Source organism: Halorarius litoreus (assembly GCF_024362405.1).
Classification (GTDB): Archaea; Halobacteriota; Halobacteria; order Halobacteriales; family Haloarculaceae; genus Halorarius; species Halorarius litoreus.
On record NZ_CP101454.1, the window covers coordinates 1,111,274 to 1,122,832 of the forward strand.

12 protein-coding genes are annotated in these 11,559 nt (G+C 69.5%); 4 read left to right on the forward strand and 8 right to left on the reverse strand.

Annotated features, from left to right (window positions below; genetic code table 11):
• Positions 1 to 17: 17 nt before the first annotated feature.
• The gene (locus tag NL126_RS05565) at positions 18 to 395 is read left to right on the forward strand and encodes a rhodanese-like domain-containing protein (protein WP_255197929.1); all 378 of its coding nucleotides are present in this window, start codon (positions 18 to 20) and stop codon (positions 393 to 395) included.
• On the opposite strand, the gene NL126_RS05570 is transcribed toward NL126_RS05565, so the two are convergent.
• The 6 genes from NL126_RS05570 to NL126_RS05595 all read right to left on the reverse strand — a co-directional run bounded on the left by NL126_RS05570 (position 392) and on the right by NL126_RS05595 (position 5,795).
• On the reverse strand, positions 392 to 682 hold the full coding sequence (locus NL126_RS05570) for a hypothetical protein (protein ID WP_255197930.1): 291 nt from the start codon (positions 680 to 682) through the stop codon (positions 392 to 394). The two genes, NL126_RS05565 and NL126_RS05570, sit on opposite strands and share 4 nt — an antisense overlap.
• A 120-nt stretch (positions 683 to 802) precedes the next feature.
• Positions 803 to 1,096: a stress response translation initiation inhibitor YciH gene (gene yciH / locus NL126_RS05575; RefSeq protein WP_255197931.1), complete on the reverse strand. Its 294-nt coding sequence runs from the start codon at positions 1,094 to 1,096 to the stop codon at positions 803 to 805.
• A gap of 43 nt (positions 1,097 to 1,139) precedes the next feature.
• Positions 1,140 to 3,419, reverse strand: coding sequence for a transglutaminase TgpA family protein (locus tag NL126_RS05580; RefSeq protein ID WP_255197932.1), 2,280 nt, complete (start codon positions 3,417 to 3,419; stop codon positions 1,140 to 1,142).
• Complete coding sequence (locus NL126_RS05585) at positions 3,416 to 4,417, reverse strand: DUF58 domain-containing protein (protein ID WP_255197933.1); 1,002 nt, start codon at positions 4,415 to 4,417, stop codon at positions 3,416 to 3,418. Before NL126_RS05585 ends, NL126_RS05580 begins: the two co-directional genes overlap by 4 nt.
• Positions 4,414 to 5,379, reverse strand: coding sequence for an AAA family ATPase (locus tag NL126_RS05590; RefSeq protein ID WP_434084160.1), 966 nt, complete (start codon positions 5,377 to 5,379; stop codon positions 4,414 to 4,416). The genes NL126_RS05585 and NL126_RS05590 overlap by 4 nt, the downstream gene beginning before the upstream one ends.
• Positions 5,380 to 5,504: 125 nt before the next feature.
• Positions 5,505 to 5,795 (reverse strand): DUF7573 domain-containing protein, encoded by a 291-nt coding sequence (locus NL126_RS05595; RefSeq protein WP_255197934.1) that lies wholly within the window; start codon positions 5,793 to 5,795, stop codon positions 5,505 to 5,507.
• A gap of 76 nt (positions 5,796 to 5,871) precedes the next feature.
• On the opposite strand from NL126_RS05595, the gene NL126_RS05600 reads away from it, so the two are divergent.
• Positions 5,872 to 6,102 (forward strand): DUF8024 family protein, encoded by a 231-nt coding sequence (locus NL126_RS05600; protein ID WP_255197935.1) that lies wholly within the window; start codon positions 5,872 to 5,874, stop codon positions 6,100 to 6,102.
• A 9-nt stretch (positions 6,103 to 6,111) separates the two neighbouring features.
• Here NL126_RS05600 and NL126_RS05605 read toward each other — a convergent pair whose 3' ends face one another.
• Positions 6,112 to 7,089, reverse strand: coding sequence for a 5,10-methylenetetrahydromethanopterin reductase (locus NL126_RS05605; protein WP_255197936.1), 978 nt, complete (start codon positions 7,087 to 7,089; stop codon positions 6,112 to 6,114).
• A 660-nt stretch (positions 7,090 to 7,749) separates the two neighbouring features.
• On the reverse strand, positions 7,750 to 8,502 hold the full coding sequence (locus NL126_RS05610; protein WP_255197937.1) for a coenzyme F420-0:L-glutamate ligase: 753 nt from the start codon (positions 8,500 to 8,502) through the stop codon (positions 7,750 to 7,752).
• 244 nt (positions 8,503 to 8,746) lie between these two features.
• Here NL126_RS05610 and NL126_RS05615 point away from each other — a divergent pair, with 244 nt between their 5' ends.
• Positions 8,747 to 10,720: an aconitate hydratase gene (locus tag NL126_RS05615; RefSeq protein ID WP_255197938.1), complete on the forward strand. Its 1,974-nt coding sequence runs from the start codon at positions 8,747 to 8,749 to the stop codon at positions 10,718 to 10,720.
• A 344-nt stretch (positions 10,721 to 11,064) separates the two neighbouring features.
• Positions 11,065 to 11,550: a ribosomal protein S18-alanine N-acetyltransferase gene (gene rimI, locus NL126_RS05620; RefSeq protein ID WP_255197939.1), complete on the forward strand. Its 486-nt coding sequence runs from the start codon at positions 11,065 to 11,067 to the stop codon at positions 11,548 to 11,550.
• The last annotated feature ends 9 nt before the right edge of the window (positions 11,551 to 11,559 follow it).

Consider the following 11,559-nt stretch of genomic DNA (forward strand, 5'->3'; position numbering starts at 1 on the left):
GACCGCTGGCTTGCGGTATGGACGGCGAGATTTCCGCCGACGAGTTGGCCGACCTCCTCGAGTCGGGTGCGGACGTGCAGGTCGTCGACATCCGCTCACCCCCGGCGTTCGACCGCGGACACATCCCCGGGAGCGTCAACATCCCGTTCGCGGAACTCCCACAGCGCGTCGGCGAACTCGACGGCGCCGGGCGAGTCGTCACGGTCTGTCCCCACGGACAGGCGTCGGTGCAGGCCGCCCGGCTCATCGGGTCGTACGAGGGCACCGCAGCGACGCTCGTCGAGTCGCTCGCTCCCGGTATCGAGGGCTGGGCGGCCGAGCACGCGCTGGAGACGAGTGCCGACGACGAGCCCGCGAAGGCGAACCCTGACGAGGGGCCCGAGGCCCCCTTCTAACGACGGCTACGCTGTCTGCGGATGCCCTGTCGGAGGTCGAACGTCGCGTCGAGTTCGTACACCGAGCCGGCGCTCGCGACGACGCCCACGAGGACGAGGCCGGCGGAGACCGGGTCGGTTCCCCCAAAGAGGAGCGTCATGACGACGAGCTGGAGGCCGACGAGGAAGACGAACGAGAGCAATAGCCCGTAGGCGACCACGCCGAGGACCGCCCAGAGGCCGTCCTCGATGGCGCGCCGCGTGGGCTCGTACATGTCGTTGGGTTTCGGGCCGAGTTGCACGGGCACGGTCGGCGGTTCCGCGCGGCGGTGCTTACGGTTTGCGGCCCCGGCGGTCGTTGCTCGGCGGGCACCGTGGCTCACAGGACGAGACGCGAGAGAACGGAGGCCGGCGGCTCGACGCAGCGGTCAGGCGACGTTGAACCCTTTCTCGCGGAGGAAGTCCTCCACGCGACCCGTGTGGTTACCCTGTAGCTCGATGGCGTCGTCCTCGACGGTGCCGCCACAGGCGAACTTCGACTTCAGATCGCTCGACAGCGAGCTCAGGTCCACGTCTTTGGGGTCGAACCCCTCGATGATCGTTACCTCCTTACCGTATCGGCGCTCGTCGATGCGGATGTTGATCTCCTGGGACTCCTTGGCGACGTCCTCGCAGACGCAGAGTTCCTCAGGCAGACCGCACGTCGAGCAGACTTCCGACATTACACCGTGGGTTACAGACTGGCCGTATTAAACACTATCGGGACTATGCACCCCGGTTTCTGCGGCGTGAGACGCCCGCGATGCCGGCGTCGGCCACCAGTTCGTCCGCGAGGTCGACCGCCTCGTCGGCCTCGGCCTCGGTGACGCGGCCGGCGTACGTGGCCCGCTCGTACAGCGTCGCCACGCGAGCCGCCCGCTCGTCACCCACGTCGGTGACGTACTGGCGGACCGTCTCGCCCGGCTCGCGGGGGCGGGCGTCCCGTCCGAGGACGTACTCGACGCGGGCGAGCGCGCGCTGGGTGTCCGAGACGGGGTCCTTCCGAGGTTGGTAGCGGAGCCACACCTCGCGGTAGGCGCGGCCGGTGACGCCCGCACGCCGCAGACCGGCGATGGCCGCGCCCGTGACGACGAGCCCGAGGCCCACCTGCTCGCGGGAGGGGAGCGACGGCAGCTCGAGCTGGAAGCCGCCGTCGCCGCCCCCGCCGGCAGGGTCGTTCGGGGTGAACCCCTGGAAGCCGTCCGAGGGGCTCGACCCGTTGCCGCCGACGGGCGAGAGCCGCTGGTCGAGGTCCGGCGTCGGGGTGTCGTCGGACGTCGTGACCGGCTCGTCCGGGTCGGGCGTCGGCGTCCACGAGTCGGGGCCGGTCCGGAACGTGTCGACGTTCGACTCGTTGTTCTCGCGCGCGCTGCCGAGTCGCTGCTGTTCAGCCGCGCTCCGCGGGCCGGCGGGCGTCGGGTCGAACCGCGTCCACCCGTGGTCGGGGAAGTACACCTCGACCCACGCGTGGGCGTTGAGCCCGCGGGCGACCCACGTGTCCCGGGCGACCTGTTCGCCGGGGGTGTAGCCGACGACGAACCGCGCGGGGACGTCGAGGGTGCGGAGCATCGTCACCATCGTCGTCGCGAAGTACGTGCAGTAGCCGGCGTCCATCTCGAAGAGGAACGCGTCGGCGATGTCGCCGCTCGGCTTCTCCACGTCGAGCGAGTACGCGCGGTTGTTCTCCAGCCACTGCTCGACGACGCGGGCGGTGTCGTACGGGTTACTCGCGTTCGCGGTGATGCGCTCGGCGCGTGTCGCCACCCGCGCGGGCGTGTTCTCGGGGAGGGTGGTGTAGCGCGTCGCGATGACGTCGGGGTAGTCGGTGCCCGCGTCCCGCAGTTCCTGTGGGGAGGCGACCGGCACGCGCGAGGTGATGGTGTACGACTCGCCCTTCGAGAACGGCCGAACCGGGCGGATGTTCCCGCCGTCGACGACGTCCGCGCCGGTGTCGCTCTCCTGTATCTCGACGGGCTTCCACAGCGCCGGCATGTTCCCCATCCGGGCTTCGAGTTCGAACGTCTGGTCGACACTCCGGCTCCGGCCCGGCGGCGAGGCCAGCCGCCCCTCGTACGGCTCGCTGCCGCCCGTGCGGATCCAGCCGTCGCCGGTGTAGCGGTCGAACGAGCCGACGCGCCAGTAGCCCGGTTCGTCGCTCGAGACGGTGAAGCGCACCTTCGGCGAGAGGCTGATCGAGCCCGATATCTGGACGTTGTCGGCCGCTCCGAGGAGGTTCGCCTCGATGGTACCCCCGCCGCCGATACCGCCGAGCGGGTTGCCGCCGCGCCCCGACACCCGCCCCGGCACCACGTCGACGAGGCTCGTGGCGACGACGACCGCGCCGAGTTCCACGAGGATGGCGCGGCGCGCGTCGTCGATCCCCTCGCCGTCGCCCTCGTCGGTGACGCCGGCAGCCTGGCGAGCCGCGTACTCGCGGTTGGCCACGTCGCCGAATCCCATCGCGCCGACGACGCCGATGGCGCCGAGCAGGGTAGTGGGCGCGTCAGCGTTCCCGGTGAGAACGAAGATGCCGAGCGTGAACCCCGCGACCGCCGCGCCCGCGACGTAGTGGCGCCGGAGCGCAAGATACCACGCGAGGAACGTCGGGCCGGGGGCAATGGCGAGCGCCCACGTCCCGGCGTTGACGATACGGAGGATGGAGAGCCCCGACAGCAGCGAGACGGAGTCGCCGACGAGCGGGCCGAGCGTCCCGTACACCTCGACGTTGGCCGGAAGCGTGTTGATGTAGTAGACCGCGCCGGCGGCGACGAGCCCGACGGCCAGCAGGCCGGCGTATCGCGGTCTGACGAACCGCGCCAGCAGCGTGCCGGCGGCGATGGCACCGGCGACCGTCAGCAGCAGCAGTGAGGGGTCGCCCGCCACGTTCGCGATGAAGTGGAGGACGCTCACGTACGCGGCGACGACGAGCGCCACCGAGCCGACGGCGAGCAGTCGCGGCAGGTCGAGCGCGCCGACGACCGGGAGCGAGCGGGTCGTCGTGCTCATACGGACACCTCCGCGGTGGTCGCGTCGCGAGCGTCCGCCGACTCGTACCCGCCACCCAGCAACTCCGCGAACGGGAACGTCGAGCCGTTGGCGGTGACGTGGACGCCCTCGGCGTCGGCCCGGATGCGGACGTCGGCAGCCACGTCGCCCACCCGGCCCGCGGGGGTCCGCGCGAGGAGTTCGAGTAGCTCGTCGCGGTGCTGGTCACCGCGGCCCTTCCGGACGTGGCCATCGGGCGCGTACACCTCGACTTCGAGGTCCATCGCGAGCAGGTGGACGGCGATGCTCGCGGCCGCGGACGCCATCTCGTCGGCGTAGCCGGTGTCGCCCTCGGCGACGAGCGTCAGTCCGCCCTCGTCCTCGCGGGCGAACTCCGCGACGACGAGGTCGCCGGCCTCGCGTTTCGCCGACGACGTCCAGTGGACGTCTCGCAGAGGGTCGCCGGGGACGTACTCGCGGAGCGTGTCGAACGCGTCGCGGTCCGCGGAGCCCGCCCGCTCGACGAGCCCCTGGAACGTTCGATTGGGAGCGATGGGCTCGACGACGGGGTAGACGAGCGCCGGCGTCGTGGTCCGGGCAACCGTCTCGCGGGCGACGACGCCGAGCGTGTCGCGCTGGACGATCTCTGTCGGACCGAGGTCGTGTTCCCCGCGCGCGAGCAGTTCGATCTCGTAGCTCGTCTTCCCGTCACCGGAGACGTACCGCTCGGCGTCGTCGACCGGCGCGACGCCCGACCCGGTGCGGTCGCGGACGGTGGCCGGGCCGCTCGCCTGGACCGTGAGCGGGATGGTCCGGGTCTCGCCGGGGAAGCCGGGAGCGGGTTTCCCCCGCGAGACGGTCGGGTCGGGTCGGCGGGCGAGCGAGACGACGCCGTACGCCAGCGTCACGAGCGCGGGACCGGCGACCGCGTTGAGCGACCGTGGCCCCGAGTGGGCGGCCAGCGCGATGGCCGCGATGGCGACGCCGAGGACGACGTACCCACGGCGCGTCGGCCTCATGGCACGTCGACACTCGCGAGCGCCTCCTCGACGAGCCTGGCTGCGGAGCCCTCGCCGCGACCCAGCCGGATCCGGTGGGTGAGCGTCGGCTCGGCCTCCTGCTGCACGTCGTCGGGGATGACGTAGTCACGGCCTTCGAGGACGGCACGCGCCTGTGCGGCCCGAAGGAGGGCGATGGACCCGCGTGGAGAGACGCCGAGCTGGGCGTTCTCGCGGGTGTAGCGGGCGAGGCTCGTCACGTACGCGCGGATGGGCTCCTCCACCGTGACCTCGCTCGTCGTCCGGCGCGCGGCGACGAGCTGGTCGACGGTCGCGACGGGGTCGAGCTCGGCGATGGGGTGGTCGCCGACCATCCGACCGAGCACCTCGTGTTCCTCCTGTTCGGACGGGTAGCCGAGGTGGAGCTTCATCGTGAAGCGGTCGAGCTCTGCCGCCGGAAGCTCGTAGGTCCGGTCGCGCTCGACGGAGTTCTGCGTCGCGACGACGAAAAACGGGTTCGGCACCTTGTGCGTCGTGCCGTCGACGGTCACCTGCGCCTCCTCCATCGCTTCGAGGAGCGCGGACTGCGTCTTGGGGGGCGCGCGGTTGATCTCGTCACCGAGCAGGACGTTCGCGAAGACGGGGCCGGGGCGGAACTCGAACTCGCGGGTCTTCTGGTTGAAGACGTTGACGCCGGTGATGTCCGAGGGCAGGAGGTCGGGGGTGAACTGGACGCGCTTGAACTCGCACTCGAAGGAGGTGGCGACTGCGCGAGCGAGCATCGTCTTGCCGACGCCGGGCACGTCTTCGAGGAGGACGTGCCCACGACCCAGCATCGCCACGAGGAGGTGTTCGATGGCCGCCTCGTTGCCGACGATGACGCGGCCGACGTTCTCGATGACGTCGCGAGCGACCGCGCCCGCGTCGCTGACCGGCAACGGCTCGGCGCGTGGCTGGGTGTCACTCATTGGCTCGGGAACCATACCGGGCGGTTTGCTCCGTGCGGTAAGTGCTTTCCCCTGACGGCCTGCGTGTCATTGTCGCACGAAACGGGCTGTAGCGTTGTAAGGCTGACTGCTACGGGTATCGAGGACTCAATAGCGGCAGATTACCACTGCTTGCAGTCGGGACACACCAGCCCGGCGTCGTCGCGCCACCGCTTCTGCACGACGGCACCGCAGGAATCGCACGCCGCGCCGTCCGGCGCGAACGCGTAGGTGGAGACGGCCGGAGACACGTCGTCTACGGGTTCCTCGCCAGCGGGTGACGAATCGGCGGCATCGACATCCTCCGAGTCCGCCTCAGCCTCGGCCGCCTCGTCGCCGGAGGCTCCGTCACCGTCGGCCGAATCACTCGGCGCACTGCGGGCGAACTCGTCGAGCGAGCGGTCACGGGACACAGGTCACCTGCGACGCGAACCGGCAAGAGCGTGGCGAACCCGGAAGTAGCAAGTAGCCCGCGTCGTACCTCCAGGTATGGCAGACGCGACCGGCGGTCTCATCGAGAGCATCCTTCGGATGCCCGGTGAGTTCGCGAGCATCGCAGCACAGAGTCCCGAGCAGGCGATCCTGCTGGCGGTCGGCGCGCTCATCACCGGCTTCGCAGCCGTCCTGTTCGGCGTCCTCGCGGCCGGCGGCGTGGGCAAAGCGTTCGTCCGTGCGCTCCCCTCGGGCCGCCAGCCGCCCCAGCAGCAGAGCCAGCGGTAACACCCCCACTTACTCCTGCAGGGCCTCACCCGCGAGCCGTACGGCCGCGTCGAGGTCCGGCCCGAGCGGCGAGCCCGCGACGATGCCGTCGGCGTACTCGCGGAGGGCGTCGGCCCGTTCGGCGACCGTCTCGGGTGTGCCCGCGATGCAGAACGCGTCGAGCATCGGCTCCGTCACGCGCCCGAACGCCTCGCGGAATTCGCCCGCCGAGATGTCCTCGCCGATGGCGCTCGCGCGCTCGGGGTCGATGCCGTGCCGGTCGAGGACGGGCGGCGCAGCCCCCGCGGTGATGAACGCCACCGGCGGGCGGGCAGCCTCCCGGGCGGCCTCGGCGTCCTCGCTCACCGACACTGCGGCGTAGGCCGCGAGCGTGAACTCCCCCCGGGCGTCGGGGCGCTCGTCGAGCCCGATGTCGACCTGTTCGCGCGCCCACGCGAGGTCGTCGGGGTGCGAGCCGTTGAACAGCAGCCCGTCGGCGTGTTTCGCGGCCATCCGACACATGTGCGGCCCCTCGCCGCCCACGAGCACGGGAATCGAATCCCCCTGTGGCGGCTCGAAGTTCAGCCCGGCGTCGTCGGCCGCGTGGACGCCGTCGCGGGTGACGCGCTCGCCGCGCCAGAGCGCCTGGGCGTCCTTGAACGCCTGCAGGACGGCAGAGAGCCCCCGATCGCGGTCGACACCCAGATTTCGGAGGGTGGAGGGGTCGCCCGGCCCGATGCCGAAGACGGCGCGTCCATCAGAGGACTCATCGAGGGTGGCGACCTGCCCCGCGAGCGCGACCGGGTGGGTCTGGTAGGGGTTCGCGACCCCGGGGCCGACGCGCACGGACTCGGTCGCCCGGGCCACACGGTCGAGTGCGACGAACGGGTCGCGGTTGTTGTAGTGCGACGAGCAGAAGATCGTCTCGAAGCCTGCGTTCTCTGCGCGAGAACCGAGGTCGGCGATGCGGTCGACGGGGTGTTCGGGCGTGAGTTCGATGGCTAGCATTGGTTGGATTCGGTGTGTTCGTCGAGGGGACCGTTTCGGGTCGAGCGACTGGTGAGGGTGGCACAGCGCGTCCTGCTGTCGGTGTCAGCAACACCTCGGAAGCCCTCACGCGCTCCGCTCCTGCGACTCGCTGGGCGCCTCGGGTCGCCTTCGGCGACACCTGCGGTGCTTGCGTCGTCTCGAACGCGGAGCGCGCTCGCCCTTCCAGTCCACCAGGGGACGATAGCTGAGGTGCCGACGACGGGCCAAGACGCACCGGCCGACCACCGGGAGGCCGTGTGCGTCTCGGGAGAGGGTTGGTTCGGTGCGGGCCTGGTGCCCTCGCAAGCAAAGCGATCGAGGGCTCGGGAGACGAGTGGAGCGAGTCTCCTGGCGGACTGGAAGGACGAGGCCGCGCGACCCGTCCCGGGCGACGGTGAGCCGAACGAAGTGAGGCGAACGTTACGAGACGACCGGAGGGAGTCTCGCAGAATAAGCATCGCAGGCGCGAAGCGCCGAGGAGCATGGTTCAAAAGACCGCGCGATGCGCGGTCTTTTGTCATTCCAGAAATCAGAGATTTCTGGAGACAGCGAGCCGCGGAAGGTCGCACGGCCGAGGGCTTCCGAGATGTCGTAAACTCCGTGTCGATTCTCACCAGCGAGTCACCCACCATCGACGTACTACCCCTCGAACTCCCACTCCCGGAGTGCGGCACGGACGATGTCATCCGCTTCGCTCCGGAACAGGTTGTTCGAGCCCTCGTGGTCACCGAACTCGAAGCCTCGAACCACGGCGGCGGGCGTCCCGCCGTCGCCCTCGCCCGTGACCAGATTCGCTGCCCCGGCCAACTCGTCGACGACCGACTGGACGGTCGCTTCCATCTCGCGACCCTCGCGGTCCGTCTCCCCGCGCCAGTCGCGGGAGGCGGGGATTCCGGCCCAGCCGACCGCGACCCCGCGCTGGCCGTAGCGGAAGGGGCGGCCGGAGGTGTCGGTGACGACGACCGGCACATCGAGTGCCTCGTGGAGCCGCTCGGCGGAGGCGCTCGGGTCCTCAGGCAGCAGCAAGAGGTCGCCGCCGGGGACGTTCGAGCGGTCGATACCGGCGTTGACGGTGATGTGGCCGAAGTGCGTGACCGCGAGGATGAACGGTGCCTCGACGATGAGTTCCTCGCTCTCCTCGATGACGGCCTGGGCGAACCGCGGGTCCTTCGACTCGCCGGTGATGGCTTCGAGGCGGTCGGCGATGGCACGGGCGCGCTCGCCCGCCGGGAAGTCCGCGAAGTCGAACGTCCGGCCCTCGGCCTTCGAGACGACGGTAGAGGCGACACAGAGGACGTCGCCCGGCTGTAGCACGGCGCGCTCGTCGATGAGCGCGGCGAGGTCGTCGCCCTCGCGTATCTCGGGCAGTCCGGCCACCGGAGTCACCTGCATACCCGACCTCGGGTGGCGGACCTCAAAAAGGCGAGCGATACCGGAGCTTCGAGCGACGCATGCGACGTGCAAACACGGTATGTCGTGAACGACCGTGAGCGACTCGCTGCGTCCAGTTCACGCCCAGAGAGCAAAACACCCGTTCACCCTATTGGTCAATATTGCCGCACAGTGGCCTCCTATCGGTGCAATATGCGGCGAACACGCCGGATTTATATCCGACGCAACCTGACCGCTAGCCGTTATGGGACAGACGCTTACGGAGAAGATCCTCGAAGACCACCTCGTCGAGGGTACCCTCGAGACGGGGGAGGAGATCGGGATCGAGATCGACCAGGTCCTCACGCAGGACACCACCGGCACGCTCGTATGGCTGCAGTTCGAGGCCCTCGGCCTCGACGAGGTCCAGACGGAGATCGCCGCGCAGTACTGTGACCACCAGACCTACCAGTTCGACTTCAAGAACACCGACGACCACCGCTTCCTGCGCTCGGCTGCGGGGACGTTCGGTGCCCACTTCTCCCGCCCGGGCAACGGCATTTGCCACAACGTCCACAAGGAGAACTTCGCGGCGCCCGGCAAGACGATGCTCGGCTCGGACAGCCACACGCCCACGCCGGGTGGCCTCGGCGAACTCGCCATCGGCTCCGGTGGCCTCGACGTCGCCGTCGCGATGGGTGGCGGCCCGTACTACATCGAGATGCCCGAAGTCGTCAACGTGCGGCTCGAGGGCGAACTCCCCGAGTGGTCCACGGCGAAGGACGTCGCGCTCGAGATGCTGCGCCGCCTCACCGTGAAGGGCGGCGTCGGCAAGATCTTCGAGTACACCGGTCCCGGCGTCGAGTCGCTCTCGGTGCCCGAGCGGACGACCATCACGAACCTCGGCACCGAGCTCGGTGCCACCACGTCCATCTTCCCGACCGACGAGAAGACGAAGGACTACCTCGCCCGCCAGGGTCGCGAGGACGTCTTCGAGGACATCGGTCCCGACGAGGACGCCGAGTACGACGACGAGATCGTCGTCGACCTCTCGGACATCGAGCCGCTCATCGCCTGTCCGAGCATGCCCGACAACGTCGTGCCCGTCCGCGAGGTCGCGGGCGAGACCGTCGAGCAGGTCATCGTCGGCTCCTGTACGAACGGTGGCTACGAGGACATCCTCCCGACCGCGAAGATGCTCGAGGGTCGTGAGATGGACAAGAAGACCGAGATGATCGTCGCCCCCGGCTCCAAGCAGGCCTCGGAGATCCTCGCCCGCCAGGGCTGGACCGCCGAGCTGATGGCCGCCGGTGTCAACTTCTCGGAGGCGACGTGTGGTGCCTGTATCGGCATCGGCCACGTCCCCGCGTCGGACTCGGTCTCGCTGCGGACGTTCAACCGCAACTTCGAGGGCCGCTCCGGCATCGAGGACGACAACGTCTACCTCTGCTCGCCGGAGGTCGCCGCCGCCGCGGCGCTCAAGGGCGAGATCGTCGACCCGCGTGACCTCGCCGACGAGCTCGGTGACCTCGAGGCGCCCGGCGTCGAGCTGCCCGAGAAGTACGACGGCTCGAAGGCCGACCTCATCGCGCCCGACGAGGCCGTCGACGACGACCTCGTCAAGGGGCCGAACATCGGCGACGTCCCGCTCAAGGACCCCCTCGACGCGCACCTCGAAGGCGAGGCGCTCCTGAAGATGGAGGACAACATCACGACCGACCACATCATTCCTGCCACGCAGGACATCCTGATGTACCGGTCGAACGTCCCCAAGCTCTCGGAGTTCACGCTGTCGCGTGTCGACGACACGTTCGCACAGCGCGCGCTCGACTCCGACGGCGGCTTCCTCGTCGCCGGCGAGAACTACGGGCAGGGCTCCTCGCGTGAACACGCGGCCCTCTGTCCGATGTTCCTCGGCATCGAGGGCGTCCTCGCGCAGTCGTTCGCCCGCATCCACAAGGCGAACCTGTTCAACTTCGGCCTCATCCCGCTGACGATCAGCGCTGAGGACTACGAGAACATCGAGCAGGGCGACGACATCGAGATCGTCGACGACGTCGCCGAGGCCGTCGCGTCCGGCCAGGAGGAGTTCACGGTCCGCGTCAACGACGACTGGGAACTCACCGCCGAACTCGACGCCTCCGAGCGCGAGCGCCGCATCCTCGCGGCCGGTGGCAAGCTCTCGCTGACGAAGCAGCAGTACGAGAACGAGGGCGGCGCGGCACCCGCCGACGACTAACGGCACAGCCACCCGCGAGACCCGCCTCGCGGACACGGTGTCCATTTCTTTGCACACCGAGGTACACCTAGCGGCAGCACTGCGCAAGGGAGTGCCAGAAACCGACAGACAGCAGCGCCGCTCGAACGTGTAGAAAAGTCTCCGACGCGCGGCGATAGGGGGGAGAGTGCCGCGCGTCGGAAACGGGGTGGGGGGTGGGGATGCACCCAAACGGGTGCACCCTACGGTAATCGGGATGTATATAAGAAGGTTGTGGGCGAAATCGGCGCTCAAATAAGCCGAGGGCGTCCTGAACGGATGTTCTGGCCGGTAGCCATTTGTGTGAGTACGTCTAACCCGTCGTCGTGACCACGACGGCCTCCGAGGCCGGGGCGTTCCCCGTCCGGCAGGCGACCCGCGCCGACCTGCTCGAGGTGTTCCGCATCGAGCAGCAGTCGTTCCCCCAGCCGTGGCCGTTCGCCGCCTTCGAGCGGTTTCTGGGGCAGCCGGGCTTTCTCGTCGCGGAGGCAGCAGGGAGCGCCGACGGGCGGAGCGAGGTCGTCGGCTACGTCGTCTCCGATACGGTCCCGAACCACGGCCGACCGCTGGGCCACGTGAAGGACATCGCGGTCCGCCCCGACTGCCGGGGACAGGGACTCGGCTCGCTCCTCCTGGAGCAGGCGCTCACAGTGATGGCGAGCGTCGACGCCGCCTCCGTCAAACTCGAGGTCAGGGAGTCGAACGACCCCGCGATCGACCTCTACCGACGGCACGGCTTCGTCCACCGGCGCACGGTCCCGCGCTACTACGACGACGGCGAGTCGGCGCTCATCATGGTCCGAGACCTCTGAGGCGCCGCG